The organism is Desulfovibrio faecalis, from assembly GCF_053570625.1.
On record NZ_JBRBQR010000001.1, the window covers coordinates 68,445 to 89,203 of the forward strand.

At 60.1% G+C, this 20,759-nt stretch carries 16 protein-coding genes; 11 read left to right on the forward strand and 5 right to left on the reverse strand.

What is annotated here, in order from left to right:
• Positions 1–8: 8 nt before the first annotated feature.
• The 4 genes from ACUZ79_RS00270 to aprB all read right to left on the reverse strand — a co-directional run bounded on the left by ACUZ79_RS00270 (position 9) and on the right by aprB (position 6,388).
• Entirely contained in the window at positions 9–2,267 is a 2,259-nt protein-coding gene (locus ACUZ79_RS00270; protein WP_240825253.1) for an FAD-dependent oxidoreductase, read from the reverse strand.
• A gap of 5 nt (positions 2,268–2,272) precedes the next feature.
• A complete protein-coding gene (locus ACUZ79_RS00275) occupies positions 2,273–3,508 on the reverse strand; it encodes a CoB--CoM heterodisulfide reductase iron-sulfur subunit A family protein (protein ID WP_240825256.1) in 1,236 nt (411 codons plus the stop codon).
• A gap of 365 nt (positions 3,509–3,873) precedes the next feature.
• Entirely contained in the window at positions 3,874–5,862 is a 1,989-nt protein-coding gene (gene aprA / locus ACUZ79_RS00280) for an adenylyl-sulfate reductase subunit alpha (RefSeq protein ID WP_240825258.1), read from the reverse strand.
• A gap of 37 nt (positions 5,863–5,899) precedes the next feature.
• Positions 5,900–6,388 (reverse strand): adenylyl-sulfate reductase subunit beta, encoded by a 489-nt coding sequence (aprB, locus tag ACUZ79_RS00285; RefSeq protein WP_240825259.1) that lies wholly within the window; start codon positions 6,386–6,388, stop codon positions 5,900–5,902.
• 492 nt (positions 6,389–6,880) lie between these two features.
• Between aprB and ACUZ79_RS00290 the strand changes: the two genes are divergently transcribed.
• Positions 6,881–8,680, forward strand: coding sequence for a 3-phosphoshikimate 1-carboxyvinyltransferase (locus ACUZ79_RS00290; protein ID WP_449250343.1), 1,800 nt, complete (start codon positions 6,881–6,883; stop codon positions 8,678–8,680).
• A gap of 306 nt (positions 8,681–8,986) precedes the next feature.
• Here the strand turns inward: ACUZ79_RS00290 and ACUZ79_RS00295 are convergent, their stop codons facing one another.
• A complete protein-coding gene (locus ACUZ79_RS00295; protein WP_240825261.1) occupies positions 8,987–9,424 on the reverse strand; it encodes an MbtF in 438 nt (145 codons plus the stop codon).
• 88 nt (positions 9,425–9,512) lie between these two features.
• Between ACUZ79_RS00295 and ACUZ79_RS00300 the strand changes: the two genes are divergently transcribed.
• The 10 genes from ACUZ79_RS00300 to ACUZ79_RS00345 all read left to right on the forward strand — a co-directional run bounded on the left by ACUZ79_RS00300 (position 9,513) and on the right by ACUZ79_RS00345 (position 20,634).
• Positions 9,513–10,703, forward strand: a complete 1,191-nt coding sequence (locus tag ACUZ79_RS00300) for a pyridoxal phosphate-dependent aminotransferase (RefSeq protein WP_449250344.1) — start codon at positions 9,513–9,515, stop codon at positions 10,701–10,703.
• 50 nt (positions 10,704–10,753) lie between these two features.
• A complete protein-coding gene (locus ACUZ79_RS00305) occupies positions 10,754–11,173 on the forward strand; it encodes a rhodanese-like domain-containing protein (RefSeq protein ID WP_449250345.1) in 420 nt (139 codons plus the stop codon).
• A 248-nt stretch (positions 11,174–11,421) separates the two neighbouring features.
• The gene (locus tag ACUZ79_RS00310) at positions 11,422–12,909 is read left to right on the forward strand and encodes a flagellar hook protein FlgE (protein ID WP_449250346.1); all 1,488 of its coding nucleotides are present in this window, start codon (positions 11,422–11,424) and stop codon (positions 12,907–12,909) included.
• A gap of 257 nt (positions 12,910–13,166) precedes the next feature.
• Positions 13,167–14,048: a shikimate dehydrogenase family protein gene (locus ACUZ79_RS00315; protein ID WP_240825269.1), complete on the forward strand. Its 882-nt coding sequence runs from the start codon at positions 13,167–13,169 to the stop codon at positions 14,046–14,048.
• 24 nt (positions 14,049–14,072) lie between these two features.
• On the forward strand, positions 14,073–14,525 hold the full coding sequence (aroQ, locus tag ACUZ79_RS00320) for a type II 3-dehydroquinate dehydratase (protein ID WP_449250347.1): 453 nt from the start codon (positions 14,073–14,075) through the stop codon (positions 14,523–14,525).
• A 119-nt stretch (positions 14,526–14,644) separates the two neighbouring features.
• The gene (locus ACUZ79_RS00325; protein WP_022658838.1) at positions 14,645–15,226 is read left to right on the forward strand and encodes a 4Fe-4S dicluster domain-containing protein; all 582 of its coding nucleotides are present in this window, start codon (positions 14,645–14,647) and stop codon (positions 15,224–15,226) included.
• Positions 15,223–16,155, forward strand: coding sequence for a CoB--CoM heterodisulfide reductase iron-sulfur subunit B family protein (locus ACUZ79_RS00330; protein WP_449250348.1), 933 nt, complete (start codon positions 15,223–15,225; stop codon positions 16,153–16,155). The genes ACUZ79_RS00325 and ACUZ79_RS00330 overlap by 4 nt, the downstream gene beginning before the upstream one ends.
• Positions 16,155–18,116 carry a CoB--CoM heterodisulfide reductase iron-sulfur subunit A family protein gene (locus ACUZ79_RS00335; protein ID WP_227118709.1) on the forward strand — a complete coding sequence of 654 codons (1,962 nt, stop codon included), beginning with the start codon at positions 16,155–16,157 and terminating at the stop codon, positions 18,114–18,116. Before ACUZ79_RS00330 ends, ACUZ79_RS00335 begins: the two co-directional genes overlap by 1 nt.
• On the forward strand, positions 18,104–19,552 hold the full coding sequence (locus tag ACUZ79_RS00340; RefSeq protein ID WP_240825275.1) for a hydrogenase iron-sulfur subunit: 1,449 nt from the start codon (positions 18,104–18,106) through the stop codon (positions 19,550–19,552). Before ACUZ79_RS00335 ends, ACUZ79_RS00340 begins: the two co-directional genes overlap by 13 nt.
• Positions 19,549–20,634 (forward strand): 4Fe-4S dicluster domain-containing protein, encoded by a 1,086-nt coding sequence (locus tag ACUZ79_RS00345; RefSeq protein WP_449250349.1) that lies wholly within the window; start codon positions 19,549–19,551, stop codon positions 20,632–20,634. Before ACUZ79_RS00340 ends, ACUZ79_RS00345 begins: the two co-directional genes overlap by 4 nt.
• The last annotated feature ends 125 nt before the right edge of the window (positions 20,635–20,759 follow it).

Sequence of the window (20,759 nt, forward strand, 5' to 3'; positions counted from 1 at the left end):
CCATCCTCCTACATGCCCTTGAACGGGTTGGGGCCCATGGCCATGATGCGGTCAACAAAGCCGTCGATCAGGTCGGGTACCTTGTCGTATTCGTCAATGGCCACTTCAAGCTGTTCCACGCGTTCGGGCTGCACGCCAAGGCGGTTAAGCGTCTCGGCAATGTTTTCCTTGCGGCGGGAGCAGATTTCAGAGCCCTTCACAAAGTGGCACTGGTAGTCATCGCCATATTTGCAGCCCAGCAGCATGACGCCGTCGTAGCCCTTGCTCATGGCGTCAGACACCCAGATGGCGTTGACAGAGCCAAGGCAGCGCACCGGAATGATGCGGCAGTAGGGACTCCAGGGCTTGTTGCGGGCACCGGCCATATCGAGCGCCGGGTAGGCGTCGTTTTCGCAGGCCAGAATCAGCACGCGGGGGCCGTCGGCCTTGAAGTCCTTGGGCACCTGCACTTCGCGGATCATGGAGCCGATCTGGTCGATATTGTAGTTGGCAAAGGAGATAACGCGTTCCGGGCAAGCGCCAAAGCAGGTGCCGCAACGGCGGCAACGTGCCGGATTGGGCTTGGGCGTTCCCTTTTCATCGTCATCCAGAGCGCCGAAGGGGCATTCTTCCGTGCAGCGCTTGCACTGGGTGCAACGCACAAAGTTGAACACGGGGTAGGAAAGGTCGCCCGAACGGGGATGTACAGCCACGCCGTGGCTGGCAGCTTCAATGCACTGCATGGCCTTGAGCACAGCGCCCTTGGCGTCTTCTTCGCAGGCATCCATGGTCAGGGGCTGACGCACGCAACCCGCAGCGTACACGCCGGTGCGGCGCGTTTCGTAGGGGAAGCAGATGTAGTTGGAATCCGCAAAACCATCGAACAGGTTCAGATCCGGGAAGTCCGGACCCTGGCGATAGTCAAAGCAGACGGTCACGTCCTTGGCCGTGGTGGGCACGAGGCCCGTGGGCAGCACAACCAGATCCACATCCAGATCGAAATCCATACCCAGCAGGGTATTTTTGCAGCTCACAACCATGTGGTCGCCAGCTTCGCGGATGTCGGTCACGTCGGCCTTGGTCATCATGACGCCCAGACGATCCTGCATCTTCTTGTAGAAGCGTTCAAGAATGCCGGGAACGGTCATGTCCTTATAAAGGATAAAGGTCTGACAGGTGTCGTTGGTCTTTTCGCAGACCGTATTGGCAAGGCGGAGCATGCCCACGCTGTTGACCGCGTTGGAATACGCAACATGGCGGAAGCTTTCGAGGTTGGCTTTTACAAAGCCTTTTTCTTCTTCACCTTCCGCAGGCTTGGCGGCTTCAGGAGCGGCTTCGGCTTCTTCAGCGGCCTTGCGCACGGCTTCTTCAGCCATGGTGGTGTCAAGAACAAAGGCGATGCGGCGGGCGTTCACCTGATCGGCCACCAACATTTTGCCAAAGGTGGCGGCGTCCACAACCTTGGTGCTCTGCCCAAGGCCCATGGAGGCAAGGTATTTCTGATCAAGCGGCACCCAGCCGGTAGCCAACACCACAGCGCCCACTTCGATGGTCTGCGAGCCGGAAGGAGTGGCAAAGGTGGCCTTGAACTCGCCGGGCTGGCCTTCCAGCTTTTCCATGCGGGTGTTCATGTGCACGGTGATCTTGCTGTTGCCAAGCACCTTGCTGATCTTGTCGGCCACGTTGGTGGGCTGCTTGTCCGTCCACGGGGAGGCCAGGGGCGAACCCATGGGGATGTTGTTGGCAGCGCCGCCGAGCTTTTCGGCTTTTTCAACGAGCACAACTTCATACCCGGTTTCAGCAGCCTCAGCAGCTGCGGTAAGACCCGTCCAGCCGCCGCCGATAACGAGCACCCTCGGCACGCCGGTGATGGCGGCAGAATCGGGCACTTCGCTCTTTTGCAGCTTGACCACGCCCATGTTCACATAGTCGCGGGCCATGAGCGCCAGCAGTTCGGGCGCGCCGTTGGCCGTGTCCACGGGGGTGTGATCAGGATTTTTATAGGCCTGCACGCACTGTTCGCGCAGGTTTACGTGTTCCACCTGCACGGGCAGGCGGTAGATGTCCGCATCCACGCGGGGGGAAGCGCCGCACAGCAGCACGCCGTCCAGCCCCTGCGCTTCGATGTCGGCCTTGATTTCGCTCACGGCCAGGGCCAGCACAGGAACGACCTTGACTACGGGAACAAGACTGCCCCACTTCTGGCTCGTCTGTTCGGCCAGAGCGGTCAGATCAAGCCCGCCGCCAATGTTCTGCTGGTCAAAATAGACGCCAATTTTACCCGACATGCCGCCTACCTCCCTTTCACCGTTTGTACCGCCTTCAGGGCGGCGGCTGTGCCGGACTGCGCCGAGCGCATCACATCAAGGGGCATGCGCGCGCAACCAGCGGCGAAAATGCCGGCCTCTTCTCCGCCCGCAATAAAGCCGTCTTCGTCCAGCGGCAGGGGCAGGGGCGCATTTTCGCCAGCCAGCGAGGGCTGCATGCCAGTAGCCAGCACAACAAGATCATAATCAAGGGTCATCTTTTCACCGCGCACGGCGTCTTCAGCCGTAATGCGCACCCTGTTGCCTTCGGCCTGCACGGCGTCGGCAACCTTGCCCTTGACGAACTTCACGTTGGGCAGCGCCTTGACCTTTTCCAGCACCTTCACATAGCGGCCCGGGGCGCGCAGGTCGATGTAGTACACCGTGATCTGCGTATCGGGATTCTGCTCTGCAATGTACAGGCACTGCTTGAGCGTGGCCATACAGCAGATGTAGGAGCAGTAGTTCAGGTGGTTCTGGTCGCGGGAACCAGCGCACTGCACAAAGGCGACCTGGTGGGGAGCACGGCCGTCAGAAGGACGGACAATGCGGCCACCGGTGGGGCCAAAGGGTGAAGCAAGGCGTTCAAGCTGCATGTTGGACACGCAGTTTTTCACGTTGCCCGCACCAAGATTGGTCAGCTGGGTAACATCATAGGGCTTCCAGCCTGTGGCAACGACCACCGCGCCGACATTGAGATCAATATCGCGCTGCGGTTCATTCACATCAAGGAACTTGGCCCCGGCAACCCGTGCGCTGTCAGACTTGGAAAGCGCATCAAGGTCAAGCGTGTAACGGCTGGGGAAGGCGAAAGGCATATCCTTGTGCAGGGCCTTGCGCGTGGCAAGACCAAGCTCGAATTCGCTTTCCACTTCGCCGGTCAGGCTGGAGGCCAGCAGGCTGAAATCAATATTGTGCGGGGCGGTGTGACGGGGGCTGATGCGCACCTTCACCTTGTAATCGCCCTTTACGCCCATAAACCCGACCACTTCGGCCTGGGTGAAAAATTTTATGCGCGGGTTGTTCCTGATGCGCTGGAACTGAATTTCCAAGCCGCAGGAGGGGGGACAAAGTTTGGGAAAATACTTATTGAGCTGAGCCACGCGCCCACCAAGCCAGGGCGACTTTTCGACGATAAAGACGTCGTGGCCCAGTTCCGCCGCTTCAATGGCGGCTGTGAGGCCTGCAAAGCCGCCGCCCACGACGAGAATGGCATTGGACATCCTGGATATCCTCCTGCGTTGTTGCATAGCGGCTGAAGAAGGAAAAGGACTCCCGCCGCGAAAAAAAAGGAGCGGCCCCGTGGCCGACCTCTGCGAGCGCCAGCGCACAAAACTGCCCGCACCACGCCCGCCGACAAAGGGGGGCCTGCTGCCGGTCATCCCCTTGCCGAACATTTGCCTTGTGCTGCGCACCTATGCCCAAACAATCGGCACACCAACAGGCTGGCACGAAAACCGCTCTTTTTCCGGCAGGGCCTGGGCCGCCGCCGGCACGCGTTTTTCGCCGCCGCGAGCCTGGCAAAGCCAGAGCTTGCAGCAGAGGGGGCGGCCTTGCGGCCGCCCCCATTTGGCATCAGTGCCGCCGACTAGTCGGGGATGATCTGGTAGTAGGGCTTCTTGAAGATCTTGGTCTCGCCGGTGGCGGGATTGTACTTCGAGTTCACGAAGCACTTCCAAGTGTCGTCGTCCAGGCCCATGAAGTCCGCACGGTAGTAGAAGCCGGGGTAGCGGGATTCTTCACGGAAGGCGATGTGCTGCATGTGCAGGCGCACCGTCCACAGACGATGGTAGTTTTCCCAGCAGCGCAGCAGTTCGTGCAGGTCACGAGCGGCCAGCTTGAAGGAGTCTTCTTCCATCATGGCGAGCAGGTTGAAGCCGGTGTCAAGCAGCGCCTTGGAGGTGGTGTAGTACGTGCTCACGCCACCGCCGTATTCGTCGGTGCACTTCACGAGACGCATCATGAAGTTCTTGGGCGTGATGTAGTTCGGGTTCACCACGGGGTCGGTCGAAGCGGCCTTGCCTTCTTCGAAGTTGTAGAAGGGACGGTAAACGGCCTTCTTCAGTTCTTCGGCGGTTTCAGCGAACTCAGGCTTGAAGTCCTTGTGATCAAGGCACCAGCGGACCATCTGCTTGCCAGCCATGCGGCCTTCAGCATGCGAACCGGAGGAGAACTTGTGGCCGGAAGCGCCCACGCCGTCGGCGCAGGTGAAGAGGCCTTCAACGGTGGTCATGCGGTTGTAGACCTTACCGTTGGAAGCCTTCACTTTGTAGTCTTCGGGCACCCAAGCTTCGTCGGGACCGGAAACCCAGATGCCGCAGCAACCGGAGTGGGAGCCGAGCAGGTAGGGTTCGGTGGGCATGATTTCGGAACCACGTTCTTCAGGCGCGGTGTTGGTGCAGGCCCAAAGGTTGGCCTGGCCAACGCACATGTCGAGGAAGTCTTCCCAAGCTTCGGATTCAAGATCCTTCTGCTGTTCTTCGTTCAGGGTCGCGAAGGTGTTCTGCAGGGCGCTCTTGGTGTCCATGTAGATGGGGCCGCGGCCTTCGCGCATTTCACGAAGCATCATGTGGTTACGCAGGCAGGTCGGGATGACATGGCCCTTGGCGTAGCCGCGATCTTCGTAAGGCTTCAGCATGGCGCGGTTGGTGGCGCAGTAATCTTCACCCTTGGAGTTGGTGGCTTTGGCCTTGAACAGGAGGAACCACGCACCCACGGGGCCGTAACCGTCCTTGAAGCGGGCGGGCACGAAGCGGTTTTCCATCATGGTCATTTCAGCGCCAACCTGAGCGCACATGGTGTAGGTCGAACCGGCGTTCCACACAGGATACCAGGCGCGGCCCATGCCTTCACCGGTGGAGCGGGGACGGTACACGTTAACGGCACCGCCAGCGGCCACCATGATGGTGTTGGCTTTGAAGATGTGCACTTCGTTAGCGCGCAGGTTGAAGCCCACGGCGCCGGCGATGCGGTTGGGGGTGTTCTTATCGAGAAGCAGCTTCACGATGAAGATACGTTCCATGATGCGGTCTTCACCCAGGGCATTCTTGGCAGCTTCGGCCACGATGCACTTGTAGGATTCACCGTTGATCATGATCTGCCAGCGGCCGGAACGCACAGGGGCATCGCCCTTGCGCAGGCTCTTGCCAGCAGCCTTGGCGGCAGCGCCGTTCAGGTTGTGGCCATCGTCGCCCTTGATCCAGCAGGGAAGGCCCCAATCTTCAAACAGATGCACGGAGTCGTCAACGTGACGGCCTACGTCGAAGATAAGGTCTTCGCGAACCAGGCCCATAAGGTCGGTGCGGACCATGCGGACGTAGTCGTCGGCGTCGTTTTCACCCAGGTAGGTGTTGATGGCGGAAAGACCCTGGGCCACGGCGCCGGAGCGCTCGAGGGTGGCTTTGTCAACCAGCATGATCTTCAGGCCGTGCTTGTCGCCCCAGCGCACTGCTTCAAAAGCGGTGCCGCAGGAGCCCATGCCGCCGCCCACGATCAGCAGGTCAACCGCATGTTCCTTAACTTCAGGCTCGGCAATGGCCACACCCTTCGTCGCTTCCTTGACGGGAATCATTGGCATAATTGTTTCTCCTTATCGCACTAGCGGTTGCAATAGCCTAGCGGCCGTGTTCCATGCAGGTGAAGGTCTTGTCAGCGTCCTTAACATCGAACTTCTTGCCAAGGGCGGTCTTCGGGACGGCCAGGGCAGATTCGGTGAACAGCAGTTCATCTTCGATGTTGGCGCCTTCGGGATGGCCTTCAAAGGGCTTGATGGAACCTTCCGGCGTAGTGCGGATGGGGAACTTGAAGCGTTTCACGTTGCCATTGCGGAACTTGACGGTCCACATGATGGAGTCAGCCGAACGCATGGGGATACAGGTCCCGCCCATGGGGGCAAAGTCTGCATAGGGACGGGCCGTAATGGCGCCCTGGGGGCAGATCTTAACGCAGGAATAGCATTCCCAGCAGGCATCGGGTTCCTGGTTGTATGCCTTCATTTCCTCAGAATCAAGAATCATGAGGTCATTGGGGCAAATGTACATGCAGGCCGTCTTTTCGCCACCCTTGCAGCCGTCGCACTTGGACGGATCGACAAACGTCGGCATACGTATCCTCCAACTCTTTTAAAAGTGTTTCAGAAAAACCCGCCGGGTTCGGCGAGGCGCGCGGCAAATCCGTCACGCCGGGGTTAGCCGAGCGCCTCCACAACGAAGGTTGGGCGTATGGATTGCGCAATTAGTAACAAGCACTTAGCCTTTGAGTCAACCCCCCTCTGCAAAAATTCGTGGAAACTTCACAGAGCCGTCATGTGGATTTACAGCAAATTCAAAATGTTAACTGCCTTGTGAAAAAAAATCTATTTCGCTTTTCCGCCCCTCTTGCGTCACAACCATTTCAAAAGCTAACGGATCATGCCACGCAGGACTGCCTGATGCGCAACCCTTGCAAGAGAAGCCATTTCAAGCTAACACGCTTGGGCAGATAAGGGAAGCCCCCGCGGCAAAACGAGCCATGAGTCGGCAACCTGTTGTTTTTTCAATGCTGCGCCACGGGCGGACCCCTCCTATCCAAATTTCATTATCAGTACAGGACAAGGCATGACCGACAATTCCAACGATTCCCGCGCTCCCCGCGATGCGCGCGAAGCACGGGGCCAGCGCGCCCCGCGCGGCCCCCGTAACGGGCACGAAACCGGCGATGCGCGCGCCCGCAAGCCGCTGCGCGAAGTGGTTTGCGAGATCGACCGCGACATTCTGCGGCTGCTGCTTCGCCGCAATAATATTCTTGTCCGCATGCGCGGCGACAAACCCCGGCTCGATTCCACGGAAGAAAAAACCATCCGTGAATCGTGGGAAGCCTCCGTTTCCCGCATCAGCCGCGACGCGCGCCTTTCGGGCCACTTTTTTTCGCTCATGCAGGAAGTGGAATTTCAGCCCCGTCCCGCCTCTGCCCGCGCTGACGGCGCGGATGAAGGCGGCGAACTCGGCGGTGCAGCGATGCAGGAACCGCCGCGCACGGCCTTTAACCTTGCACCGCCCGCCAAGCACGTGCGCCTGAACATGCCTGCCCCCCTGGCCTGCCGGGCCACGCGCGCATGGCTGATGCTGGCCGCAGCCACGGGCCAGCCCCTGCATATCGCACCCTGCCTCATGAATGATCCCATTGTTGACTGCGTCAAAATGCTCAATCAGGCAGGCGCCTCGATGACCCGCGAGGATGAAGGCGTTTCCGCCCGCCCGGCGGCCCCGCTTGGCGCATCTGACAAGGTAATCCACACGGGCGACAGCGCCTGGAACTTCTTCATGCTGCTGGGGCACTACCTTGGCCGCCCCTCGCGCGCAAAGTTTACTGGCGATGCCAGCCTGAAACTGGCTGATTTTTCTTCTGTGCGCCACTTCCTGCCCACCCTGGGAGCGCGCCTTGTGCATGTGGTGCCCAAGAGCGACGGCCTGCCTGCGCGCCTTGAGTGCTCCGGCATTCTGCCTGATTCCGTCAAACTGCCTGCCGATGTGCCCGCCGAACTGGCCGAGGGCATCCTGCTGGCGGCTCCCGGCTACGAAAGGGCGATCACCCTTGATCTTGGCTCGCATCCCGAGCACAGGCTCATTGTTGCCCGCATACTGCCCATACTGCGCGCAGCTGGCGCAGACGTACAGGTGGAGGGCGCAAAAGTACGCGTCAATCCTGGCCCGCTCAGCCTGCCTGCCCAGCCTCAGGCTGGCATGGAGCCGGAGCTGGCGCTCTTTCTTCTGGCTCTGCCCCTGGCTCTGGGCGGCGAAGCCCTGCTTGGCGGCCAGTGGCCCGCCCTGCCCGCAGCCGAAGCCGGCTGGGATCTTTTGCAGCAGCTCGGCCTTGACCTGCGCTTTGAAGCGGGCAAAAACGGCGGCGAAGTCTGCGCACGCGCTGCTGCGCCCCTGAAACAGTATGCTAAGGGTGATCTGCCTGCCGGATTCCCCGCCGCCTGGGCTCCGCTGCCGGTGGCTCTGGCCGCCTGTGCAGCCCTGCGCGGCGACAAGGCCGTTCTGCCTGTCCTGCCCTCTGGTACAGACCGCACTACGGTAGAAAGTTTTCTTTCTGCTGTGGGTCTGGATTTGGATGAAAACGGCAGATTGTGCAAAAAAGAACAAACTGGCCCGCGCACGGGCTGGAATGCCCCTGATCCTGTCTGGGCAATGGCCCTTGCACTGACTGCTTGTGCAAGCCCCCACCAGAAGCTGGGCAACCCCGGCATCATGACCGGGCTGTACCCGCCCTTCTGGGCGCTGTACAATACCCTGCCCGAACCGGCAGTGCGCCGTTCGGCCGCGCCGGAAGCTCCAGCTGCCGCTCCCAGACGCCGCATTATCACCGGCGCAGTGGCTGTGCCGCCGGAACTGAAAGACGAAGACGACTACTAGAAAAAAATGCACAACAGGCGCTGGCGGCGAGATATCGTCCCCAGCGCCTGTTGGCGTTTACAAGGCAAGTGCAGACATAAAGGCATTACATGGGGCAGGAGCCACACCGGCGAGCCTCTACCCAGCACTCTTGCAATGCTACGCGGGCCACAGGCGACCGTGGGGCAGAAATTTTTCCTCAGCCAAAGTCTGGCGCAGCGGCAAAAAAATCCGCCCCGCGCAGCATATCTGCAACGGGACGGAAATTCCGTTTGGGCCGCCATGCCCACTCCGCAATAGCGGACAAAAAAAACGCGGCTGCGAAGATTATTCCTGAGTAAAGCGGAACAGCCGCACGGAAAGGGGCTGCATGTTCTGCCGACTCATGGCTGAAACAATAAAGGCATAGTTTCGGGATTGCCCTGCAGGCGGGCAGGGGCCACGATAGTGACGCGTCAAGCCGCCCTCGGGGATAATGCCGCTGCCGTCGTTGTTCCACTCGCCACCGCCAAGGAACAGGTCCTGGCCATCATTGGTAAATTCCACCAGGCGCACGTCATAATAATCTGTGCTGCCGGGGATCTGTGCCACCTGAATTTCAGGCGATATCCGGGAACAGCGGTGAACTTCGCGCAAGGTAACGGTAACGGCCATGCCGTCTGGAATTTCCTGCGTCTCCTTGGAGGCGCAAGCGGGCAGCAGGACTGCCGCGAACAGCACAGGGAAGAGCGCACGCCGGGCTTTGCCTAAAATTTCAAAACGCATCAGGGCCTCCAAATGACAATTGCTTTATGCGGCTTTTGGAAGCATAACCAATAGTCAGGTCGAATACAACAACCAGTGGGAGCAGTATATGTCCATTCTTGCAGACAGCGTTACGGGGTATCTGGAACACTCTTCGTGGATCCGCCGCATGTTCGAGGCCGGAGGCCAGCTCAAGGCCCGTTTTGGAGCGGATAACGTGTATGACTTCAGCCTGGGCAACCCCGACCTGCCAGCACCCCCCGCCGTTGTGGACGGTTTGCGTTCCTTTACAGAACACGCTGGCGAACCTTTTGCCTTTGGCTACATGCCCAACGGCGGCTTTGTATGGGCGCGGGAAAAACTGGCCGCCCACCTCAGCAAGGAACAAGGCGTGGCGCTCACCGCCAATGATGTGCTGCTGGGCTGCGGCGCTGCCGGCGTACTCAACGCCTTTTTGCGCGCGGTCATCAATCCCGGCGAAGAAATGCTGGGCTTTGCGCCCTACTTTGTGGAATACGGCTTCTATGTAGCCAACCACGGCGGCACATTCCGCACTGTCATGAGCAAGGCTGACACCTTTGCGCCCGACCTTGCCGCGCTTGAAGAAGCCATCAGCCCCAAAACGCGCGTGGTGCTCATCAACTCGCCCAACAATCCCACCGGTGTGATTTACAGCCGCAAAGACCTCAAGGCACTGACCGAGCTGCTGGAAAACAAGAGTCAGGAATACGGCAAGCCCATCTGGCTTGTGGCCGATGAACCGTACCGCTTCCTTGCCTATGACGGTGCGGAAGTGCCTTCGGTGCTGCCGCTTTATCCTTACGCCGTGGTCATCAGCTCTTTCTCCAAAAATCTTTCGCTGCCCGGCGAACGCGTGGGCTTTGCCGCCGTTTCACCTCTGTTGCACGAAAAGGCCGAGCTCATGGCCGCTCTCACGCTCACCAACCGAATTCTCGGCTTTGTGAACCCGCCCGTTGTAGGCCAACACATCATGGCCGCCGCCTTGGGCAGCCAGGTTGACCTGGACGTCTACGCCGCCCGTCGCAAGGCCATGGCCGAGGTGCTCAAAAACGCCGGATACGAATTCCAGATGCCTGCAGGCGCGTTCTATTTCTTCCCCAAGGCTCCCGGCGGGGACGATGTGGCCTTTGTGAACAGGCTGGTCGAAGAACGCGTGCTGGCGGTTCCCGGCTCCGGCTTTGGCTGCCCCGGCTACTTCCGCCTGGCATTCTGCGTGGGCGAAGAAGTGATCCGCAAGGCTGCCGACGGCTTTGCCAAGGCCCGCGCCTCCGTAAAATAGCATCGCAGGCAGGCCTACAGACCGATCTCAAACCACCACAGGTAGCAGAAATGACGCACCCCCTCTCCGCAACGCCACCGCGCGGCAGGCTTTACGGCCTGATGTCGACGCTCGCATGCTTCCTCCTGCTGGCTGCCGTTCAGGTTTCCGCCAAGGATATCAGCGTGAAGGACGCCGCAAGCCTGTTGCAGAATCCTCCACAGGGGCTGACCATTGTTGATGTGCGCACCCCGGCGGAATTCCGCGAGGGGCACCTTGCAGGCGCTGTCAACATGGACTTTTTCGGCGCATCCTTTGATTCGCAGATACTTGGCCTGCCCAAGGACAAGCCGGTGCTGCTCTATTGCCGCACGGGCAACCGCTCTGCCGGAGCCTACGACGCCATGGAAAAAGAAGGGATAACCAATATCCTTCACATGAATGAAGGCATCACGGGCTGGCAGAAACAAGGCCTGCCGCTGCAAAAATAGCGCGCTGCTGTAGCGCAAGCAGCATTACGGCTGGCACGGATTCTGCTTCTATTCAGGGCGGAGAGGAAGATTTTTCCTCCCCGCCCTTTTTCTTTGCCTAGCCGGATGCGCGACGTACGCGCCGCAGGCAAGGCGCGCCGCGCACACGGGCGGCGCAACAGCATACGTTTTCACAACAGAAACGTCTTGCCGTTTGGGGTATCGTTTCCGGGCACGGGAAAATTATTCCCCCCGACAGGAGGCAGAGCATGAACTCGTCATTGTTTATCGGCGCCACGGGCATGAAAACGTTGAGTAGCGGCATGAACGTTATCTCAAACAACATCGCCAATGTGAGCACCATCGGGTACAAGCAGCAAACAGCTCTGTTTTCTGACGTTTTTTACGCGCAGCAGGGGGGCATAGGCGACTGGTGGGATGCGCAGACAGACTCCAAGGTTGCCCTTGGACAGGTAGGTCAGGGCGTACAGCTGGACGCAGTGCTCACACGGTACAACCAGGGGGCTCTTGAGTCTTCCAATACCGTTACGGATATGGCCATCAGCGGCAAAGGCTTCTTTCAGGTAACGGACAAAACCGGCGAACAGTATTACACCCGCGCGGGCGACTTCCGCCCCGACAATCAGGGTGTTCTGCGCACACCGGCGGGCATGGCCCTCATGGGATACAAGTACGCGGAGGACGGCACCAAGGGCGGTCTGGCGCAGGTCACCATTGACAAATTCGCCAAGATGCCCGCCAAGGCCACCACGGCTGTTGATATGCGCTTTAATGTGGGACAGTCCAAAGACACTTCCAGTGACCCTGCAAATCCCTATTTCAGCCTTGTCGGTCAGTATAATGCCGCCAATGATCCACCGTTGGCCAGTTCCAGCTACGGATACGGGCAGAGCATTACCCTGTACGGCACCGACGGCACGGCCCACTCGGCCACCATCTATTTTGACGGCGCACCATCCACAGGCTCCGGAACCACTGTGGAGTATCTCATTGCATCGGATGCCGATGCCAATGGCGGCAAGGCCCAGCCCCTGATGGCGGGCACCCTCAGCTTCAATGCCAAGGGCGAAGTTACCGGAATGTCGGCCTACACCCCATCCACTGCGGGCAGTACAAACCTTGCGGACTGGAACGCGGCCGCACTTTCCAAGGACGGCATACCCCAGATGACTGTCGACGGTGCGCCTGTCACGGTGAATCTTGGCATCACCGCCAAGAGCGGCTGGCAAAACAGTCCTGGAAATGCTGCCAGCGTGGGTACAGACCCCACGGCACTGGCGAGTATGGGCAACGCCTATACCCGCGCTGCGGATGCCACAACCAACTACACATCTTCCTCTCCTGTGACGCGCACACGCACCCAGGATGGCTACGCCGAAGGCTCACTGAACAGCATCAGCATCAACGCCGATGGTACGGTGGTGGGCAAGTATTCCAACAGCGAAAGCATGAATCTCTGGCAGATTCCTGTATGCCGTTTCACCAGCGAAGACGGCCTGCGCCGCGAGGGCAACAACCTCTTTTCCGCCACAGAAGATTCCGGCAGTATGGAAATGGGCGTTGCGGGTACGGAAAACTACGGCAAGATAAACGCGTACAACATTGAACATTCCAATGTGGACATGTCCCAGGAAATGGTCAACATGATTGTCAACCAGCGCGGCTTTCAGTCCAACAGCAAGGTTGTGACCACGGCAGATCAGATGTTGCAAAAGGCCATGGAACTCAAACGGTAGTCATTGCATGGGCGCAGACCCTTCCTTGGTGTCATGATATTCCGGCCCCGGCATAACCGGGGCCTTTTGTATTTCTGGCAAGATACCGCTGCAAAACTGGCAAACGCAAACCATACTCAAACACTTGGACTATCCGGGCAATCCTTGCTCCGGAGCATTGCTCCGTACCTCCCCATAGGGTACAGTGTTGCTTCCTGATGTAGATCACCCTGTAAAGAAACACTTTTTTCGCATTTTCCCGCAGGAGAGCACCCCGCATGAGCGTCGCAGCATCCCCCACCAATGGTACCGCTCTCTATGGCGTCACCGGTTGGCCGCTGGCCCAGACCCTTTCGCCCCTGTTGCACAACACGGGCTTCCAGACCCTGGGCATCAACGCACTGTACCAGAAATGGGAAGTGCCACCCGAAAAACTGCCCGCCTTTGTGGAAAGTGTTCGCCTGCTTGATATTCGCGGCTGCTCCGTAACCATCCCGCATAAGGTTGGTCTTTTGCCCCTGCTGGACGAAGTCAGCCCCCTTGCACGGCAGGTGGGCGCAGCCAATACCATCTACTGGAAGGGTGACCGCCTTTGCGGCGAAAACACCGATGTGGCCGGATTCATGGCTCCGCTCGCAGATATGCCTCTTGGCGGGGCGGACGTGCTGCTGCTTGGTGCGGGCGGCGCTGCCCGGGCCGTTGCCGCAGGCCTTGCCGCGCCGGACAATGCAAAGCGCCCTGCCAGAATCTTTGTGGCCACGCCTTCCGATAAATCGCACCTGCCGCTGGCCGAAGAATTCGGCCTTACGCCCCTGCTGTGGAAAGACCGTCACGAGCCTCCGACCATGCTGGTGGTCAACACCACCCCCCTTGGCATGCGCGGCAAGGCGGAAGATGATACCCCCTACGATTTCTCGCTGGCGGGGTCACTTCCCGCCAACGGTGCTGCCAAGGCAACACCCCTTGCCTACGATATTGTGTACAACCCCCTCGAAACCCGTTTTCTGCGCGAGGCCCGCGCTGCTGGGCGTTGCTGCATATCGGGCCTTGAAATGTTTTTTGGTCAGGGCGACGCGCAGTTCCGCCTCTGGACGGGGCAGGGGCTGCCGCCCGAATCACGCCGCGCCCTTGAGGACGCCCTTGGGCAACAGCCCCAATAAACCGACATGAAAAGCGAGGCTTCCATGCGAATTCTGGTGCTGCACGGCGTCAATTTGAACATGTTTGGCAAGCGCGACCCCTCACAGTATGGCACGGCCACCCTGGCGGACATTGACGCAGCGCTGCAATCGCTTGCTCAGGAATTGGGCGCAACCGTGGAATGCTTTCAGACCAACCACGAGGGCCTGATGGTGGAGCGCATCCACCAGGCGCTTGGTGAGGGTGTTGACGCAGTGGTCATCAATGCGGGCGCATGGACGCACTACAGTTATGCCATTGCTGACTCCCTGGCCATTCTGCCTGTGCCCGTAGTGGAGGTTCACATGTCCAATGTTCACGCGCGCGAGGCGTTCCGGCACCATTCTGTGCTGTCGCCAGTGTGCGCGGGCAGCGTATGCGGATTCGGCGTTGAGAGTTATCTTCTCGGGCTGCGAGCCGCGCAATCGCTGGCGGCTAAAGCCGCAGCCAAAGCGTAGTAAAGACGCAGTATATAATTTGCTGGGGTGTGAGCCTAGATTTTTGACTTTTTCTGCTGTAGCGTTGTAGATAGTCTTGTCACAGCGGCACCCCATCAGCTTCTAACCAGAGAGTTCCCATGAACGAAGCCATTAACCTGAACCGCCTGCGCGACCCCGCCTTTACGGAGGAAGTGGATGCGCACAGCGGGCAAAAAGTGTCCACCTGCTATCAGTGCGGCAATTGTACTGCCGGCTGTCCCGCAGGGTTCGTTTACGACATGCAGGTCAACCAGATCATGCGGGCGGTACAGTTGGGCTTGAAGGACGCGGTTCTTGATTCGCGCTCCATCTGGATGTGCCTGTCCTGTTCCACCTGTAGCCAACGGTGTCCCAACAACATCGATGTGGCCGGAGTCATGGAGACCCTGCGCCACATGGCCCGCAAGGAAGGCCGCGTGGCCGTTCCCAAGGTGGAGAAATTCTGGTTTTCCTTCCTGGATACGGTGCGCACCTTTGGCCGCACCCACGAAATCGGCACCATGGCACTCTACATGATGCGCTCGCTCCGCGTGTTTACCGATGTTGACCTTGCGCCCGAAGCCCTCAAAAAGGGCAAGCTGGGACTCAAGCCCCACATTCTGCCGGGCGGGGCAGGGCCGGTTACCCGTATCTTTACGCGCTACAAGGAACGCGCCAAGCGCGAGGGGGTGCGCCCATGAATTTTGCCTACTACCCCGGCTGCTCCGCCAGGGGTTCTTCAAAAGATTACGAAATGTCCACTCAGGCTGTGTGCAAAGCCCTGGACATGAGACTTGTGGATATTCCCGACTGGAACTGCTGCGGCTCCACCCCGGCCCATGCCGTGGATACGGAACTTTCCGCCGCCCTGTGCGTGCGCAATCTTGATATTGCCGCCCAGCAAAAAGCTGAAGTTCTGCTTACCCCATGCCCCAGCTGCCTTTCCAACCTGCGCATGGCTGCCAAGCGCATGGAAAATCCCGCCTTCCGCAGCCGCGTTGACGAGCTGCTGGACGGCCCCTCCGCCAAGCAGTTTCCGCCGGTCACCTCTGTCATGCAGGGCATTGCCGGACAGATGGACATGGACGCCATCGCCGCCCGCGTGCGCCAGAGCCTCAAGGGGCTCAAGCTCGTGGCCTACTACGGCTGCCTCATGAGCCGCCCGGCGGAAGTGATGAACTTTGGCGACCCCGAAAATCCCACGCTCATGGAAGAAATGATGTCTGCCTGCGGCGCGGAGATGCTTGATTTTCCGCTCAAGACAGCCTGCTGCGGCGCGTCCTTCGGTATTCCCGAGCGCCCCATGACAGCCAAAAACTCGGGGCGCATCCTTGAGCTGGCAACCCGCCTCGGCGCGGACGCCATCGTAGTGGCCTGTCCTCTCTGCCAGATGAACCTTGACCTGCGCCAGGATCAGGCCAGCGCGGCCATGGACACCAAGTTCCGTATGCCGGTGCTCTACTTCACCCAGATGATGGGCATTGCCTTTGATCTGCCGGAAGAAGAACTGGGCCTGAACAAGCTGTGCGTCAGCGCCAACGGCCTTATCCGCAAACTGGGCGAGCTGCGCCGCGAAGAAGCGGCCAAACCCGCAGAGCAGAAGGCCAAGGCCGCTGAAGGAGGCAGGTAATGAGAATAGGCGTCTTTATCTGCCACTGCGGCAGCAACATCGCCGGAACCGTCGACTGCGCCCAGGTGGCGGCCATTGCCCGCACCTATCCGGACGTGGTCTATGCCGACGACCCCATGTACACCTGCGCCGAACCAGGGCAGGCGGCCATTGAGGCTGCCATCCACGAGCACAAGCTTGACGGCGTGGTCGTTGCCTCCTGCTCGCCGCGCATGCACGAACCCACCTTCCGCCGCACAGTGGAACGCGCGGGGCTGAACCGCTACATGCTTGAAATGGCCAACATCCGCGAGCATGTTTCGTGGATCGGCAAAGACATGGAAGCCAACACCAACAAGGCTGCCGAACTGGTGCAGCTTGCGGTGGAAAAACTGCGCAACAACAAGCCCCTGCTGGCCAAGAGCTTTGACGTCAACAAGCGCGTGCTTGTCATCGGCGGCGGCGTGGCTGGCATTCAGGCCGCGCTTGACTGCGCCGACGGCGGCATTCAGGTGGTGCTGGTGGAACGCGATGCGACCATCGGCGGCAAGATGGCAAAGCTGGACAAAACCTTCCCCACCGTTGACTGCTCGGCCTGTATTCTCGGCCCCAAGATGGTGGACGTGGCCCAGCACTCCAACATTACGCTCTACGCCTATTCCGAAGTGGAAGACATTTCGGGCTATGTGGGCAACTTTACAGTTAAAATCCGCAAGCGCACCACCTATGTGGACTGGAGCCTGTGCACGGGCTGCGGCGCCTGCACCGAAAAATGCCCGGCCAAGAAAACGCCCGACACCTTCAATGAACTGACGGGCAACACCACGGCCATCACCATTGCCTTTCCGCAGGCCATCCCCAAGAAGGCCGTCATCAATCCGCAGTTCTGCCGCCAGCTTCTCAAGGGCAAGTGCGGCGTGTGCGCCAAGGTGTGCCCCACCGGGGCCATCAAGTACGACATGGAAGATGAAGTCATCACCGAAGAAGTGGGCAGCATTGTTGCCGCCACCGGTTATGACCTCATGGACTGGACCGTGTACAAGGAATACGGCGGCGGTGCGTACCCCGACGTCATCACCTCCTTGCAGTACGAGCGCCTGCTCTCCGCATCCGGCCCCACGGGCGGGCATGTGAAGCGCCCCTCTGACGGCAGGGAACCCAAGAACATCGTCTTTGTGCAGTGCGTCGGCTCGCGCGACAAATCCGTGGGCCGTCCCTACTGCTCCGGCTTCTGCTGCATGTACACGGCCAAGCAGGCCATCCTGACCAAGGATCACATCCCCGATTCCAAGTCCTTTGTCTTCTACATGGACATCCGCGCTCCAGGGAAGATGTACGACGAGTTTACCCGCCGGGCCATGGAAGAATACGGCACGGAATACATCCGTGGCCGCGTGTCGCAGATTTACCCCGACGGCAACGGCCAGATGACGGTCATGGGCGTGGATACCCTGCTGGGCCAGCCCGTGGAAATCAAGGCCGACCTGGTGGTGCTTGCCGTGGGCGTCGAGGCCAGCAAGGGCTCGCCCCAGCTGGCGGAAAAGCTGCGTATCTCCTACGACAGCTACGGCTTCTTCATGGAAAGCCACGTCAAGCTCAAGCCTGTGGAAACCAATACCGCCGGCGTGTATCTGGCGGGCGTGTGCCAGGGGGTCAAGGACATTCCCGCCTCTGTGGCCCAGGGTTCCGCCGCAGCGGCCAAGGTGCTGGCGCTCTTCTCCAAGGACAAGCTTGAAAGCGACCCGCAGATCGCCCAGGTGGACATCCGCCGTTGCGTCAACTGCGGCAAGTGCATCCGCTGCTGCCCCTTTGGAGCCATCAAGGAAGTGGAAATCCGGGGCGAGGGCAAGGCTCAGGTCATCGAGACCGTGTGCCAGGGCTGCGGCCTGTGTACGTCCACCTGTCCGCAGGGGGCCATCCAGCTTTCACACGCTACTGACAACCAGATCCTTGCGGAGGTAAACGCCTTATGCCAGTGCTAAACGGCAAAGAACTGAGAATTGTAGGTTTTCTCTGCAACTGGTGTTCGTATGGCGGTGCGGATACGGCCGGTGTGGCCCGCGCCACCCAGCCAACAGACCTGCGCGTCATCCGTGTTCCCTGCTCGGGCCGCATTGACCCGCTGTTCATCGTCAAGGCGCTGCTCAACGGCGCGGACGGCGTGCTGGTTTCCGGCTGCCACCCGCGCGATTGCCACTACGCCGCAGGCAACTTTTATGCCCGCCGCCGCCTCGAGGTGCTCAAGCAGTTCCTGCCCGTGCTGGGCATTGACGAACGCCGCTTTGAATACACCTGGGTTTCGGCCTCCGAAGGCCAGCGCTGGCAGCAGGTGGTCACGGTCTTTACCGACCGCATCCACAAGCTCGGCCCCGCGCCCAAGCTGGAAGATCCCGAACCGCTGCTCAAAATAGCCGACATGGCCCTGACCTCCCTGCGCTCCCTCGGCACAGGGCAGAACGCCGCCCTTGCCGACCTGAAAGAAGCCATCAAGGCCAAGCTGCCCGAGCTGGACTGCGTGCTCGGCTGGCAGCAGGGCTATGACGCCGCGCACACCGTGCCCCTGTTCATGAAGACCCCCGAGGACGTGGACAAGCTGGTGTGGGGGCCCTTTAACGTCAACAATCCCGCCGTGTACCTGCCCTCGTTCAAGGGCAAGAAGGTGGGCATTGTGGTCAAGGGCTGCGATTCCCGCTCAGTGGTTGAATTGCTGCAGGAAAACCTGATCCGCCGCGAAGATGTGACCATCTTCGCCTTGCCCTGCGAAGGCACGCTCGACATGGCCCGCGTCAATCAGGATCTGGGCCGCTACACCAAGATCGACGGCGTGACCTATGACGAGGCCGGCGTGACCATCACCGCCGACGGCAAGGATCACCGCTTCTGCATGACGGACTACGCCCAGGGCAAATGCTACGGCTGCACCACTCCTTCGGCAGTCCTCGCCGACACCCTGCTTGGCCAGCCCGTCAAGGTGGACGGCGCGCCCAATACCCCGCCGGAACTGGCCCTGCTCGATTCCATGACTCTGGACGAGCGGCTCGCCTTCTGGCGCGGCCAGATGGACCGCTGCCTGCGCTGCTACGCCTGCCGCAATGCCTGTCCCATGTGCGTGTGCCGCGACTACTGCGTCTCCGACAGCCGCGACCCGCACTGGATGACGCAGGAAGACAGCGCCAAGGAAAAACTCTTCTTCCAGACCATCCACGCCATGCATCTGGCTGGCCGCTGCACAGGCTGCGGCGAATGCCAGCGCGCCTGCCCCGTGGGCATTCCCATCCTGGCCCTGCGCCAACAGATTGCCCGCGCTGTGGCCCAGCTTTTTGACGGCTACCAGCCCGGCCTCAATCCGGACGAAGTGCCGCCCCTGCTGGGCTATGAAGTGGTTGAAAAGAACATTCATGAGAGGGACTGGAAATGAGCATGATCCGCTTTGTTACCCCTGACGGCTTGCCCGCGTTTCTCGCCTACCTCTCGCAGAATGGCCGCCGTGTGCTGGTGCCGGTAGAAAAGCCCGCCAACAAGCGCTCTGTGGTCTTTGAGCCGTGGCAGGAAGGCAAGCCGTTTACCCTGGAAAAGGCCACCGTGCCCGCCAAGGAGGCCGTGCTGCCCCAGTGCGAAACCCTGGTGCGCTACAAAAAAACCAAGGATCCGGAAAACCTCGAGCGCGTCACCATGAGCCTGGACGACAAGCCCGAGGCTCAGCCCACCGTGGTTTTTGCCTGCCGCCCCTGCGATGCGCGTGGTTATGCGGTGCTTGACCGCCCCTACCTTAAAGGGCCTTACGCCGATCCTTACTACAAGGCGCGGCGCGACCAGCTCACGGTGGTTACGCTCACCTGCGGCAGCGGCTGCAACACCTGCTTCTGCCACTGGGTTGGCGGCGGCCCCACCTCCCCCGAAGGCTCGGACGTGCTCATGACCGAGATCGAGGGCGGCTATGTGCTGCAAGGCATCACGCCCAAGGGCGAGGAACTGCTGGCTGCGTCTTCCCTCTCGGAAGGTGCCGATCTCTTCCCCAAGGCGGAAGCCGCCCGCAAGGAAGCCTGGGCCAGCCTTGTACCTGCCCCCAATATCAAGAACGCGCCCGAAAAAGTGGCTGCCCGCTTTAACGACACGCAGTTCTGGCAGGATCAGACCGACCGCTGCCTCTCCTGCGGGGCCTGCACCTACTTTTGCCCCACCTGCTACTGCTTCACCATCACCGATGAGGGCGAAGGACTGAGCGAAAAAGGTGGCCGCCGTCTGCGCAGCTGGGACAACTGCATGTCCTCGCTGTTCACCCGCGAGGCCAGCGGTCACAACCCGCGCATGCTCAAGGCATTCCGCATGCGCAACCGCGTTTCGCACAAGTACTCCACCTATCCTGAAAACTGGGGTTCGTTCTCGTGCAGCGGCTGTGGTCGCTGCATCAGCAATTGCCCCGTCTGCCTGGACATCCGCTCCATCGTGCTGGCCGCCATTGAAGACGGCAACGATGACAAGAAGTCCACGGACAAGTAGGAGCAGACATGGCAACCAAGAAAACTACCGGCAAAGCCACCACTCCCAAGACTGAGCCCCAAAATACCGCCGCGCCTGAAAAGGCCGCTGCAAAGGCAGAACCCGCTGTGGATACCAAGCCAACT

Coding starts and splice junctions, on each gene's coding strand:
- ACUZ79_RS00270 (WP_240825253.1), bottom strand. CDS start 2,267: ATGTCGGGTAAAATTGGCGTCTATTTTGACCAGCAGAACATTGGCGGC.
- ACUZ79_RS00275 (WP_240825256.1), bottom strand. CDS start 3,508: ATGTCCAATGCCATTCTCGTCGTGGGCGGCGGCTTTGCAGGCCTCACA.
- aprA (WP_240825258.1), bottom strand. CDS start 5,862: ATGCCAATGATTCCCGTCAAGGAAGCGACGAAGGGTGTGGCCATTGCC.
- aprB (WP_240825259.1), bottom strand. CDS start 6,388: ATGCCGACGTTTGTCGATCCGTCCAAGTGCGACGGCTGCAAGGGTGGC.
- ACUZ79_RS00290 (WP_449250343.1), top strand. CDS start 6,881: ATGACCGACAATTCCAACGATTCCCGCGCTCCCCGCGATGCGCGCGAA.
- ACUZ79_RS00295 (WP_240825261.1), bottom strand. CDS start 9,424: ATGCGTTTTGAAATTTTAGGCAAAGCCCGGCGTGCGCTCTTCCCTGTG.
- ACUZ79_RS00300 (WP_449250344.1), top strand. CDS start 9,513: ATGTCCATTCTTGCAGACAGCGTTACGGGGTATCTGGAACACTCTTCG.
- ACUZ79_RS00305 (WP_449250345.1), top strand. CDS start 10,754: ATGACGCACCCCCTCTCCGCAACGCCACCGCGCGGCAGGCTTTACGGC.
- ACUZ79_RS00310 (WP_449250346.1), top strand. CDS start 11,422: ATGAACTCGTCATTGTTTATCGGCGCCACGGGCATGAAAACGTTGAGT.
- ACUZ79_RS00315 (WP_240825269.1), top strand. CDS start 13,167: ATGAGCGTCGCAGCATCCCCCACCAATGGTACCGCTCTCTATGGCGTC.
- aroQ (WP_449250347.1), top strand. CDS start 14,073: ATGCGAATTCTGGTGCTGCACGGCGTCAATTTGAACATGTTTGGCAAG.
- ACUZ79_RS00325 (WP_022658838.1), top strand. CDS start 14,645: ATGAACGAAGCCATTAACCTGAACCGCCTGCGCGACCCCGCCTTTACG.
- ACUZ79_RS00330 (WP_449250348.1), top strand. CDS start 15,223: ATGAATTTTGCCTACTACCCCGGCTGCTCCGCCAGGGGTTCTTCAAAA.
- ACUZ79_RS00335 (WP_227118709.1), top strand. CDS start 16,155: ATGAGAATAGGCGTCTTTATCTGCCACTGCGGCAGCAACATCGCCGGA.
- ACUZ79_RS00340 (WP_240825275.1), top strand. CDS start 18,104: ATGCCAGTGCTAAACGGCAAAGAACTGAGAATTGTAGGTTTTCTCTGC.
- ACUZ79_RS00345 (WP_449250349.1), top strand. CDS start 19,549: ATGAGCATGATCCGCTTTGTTACCCCTGACGGCTTGCCCGCGTTTCTC.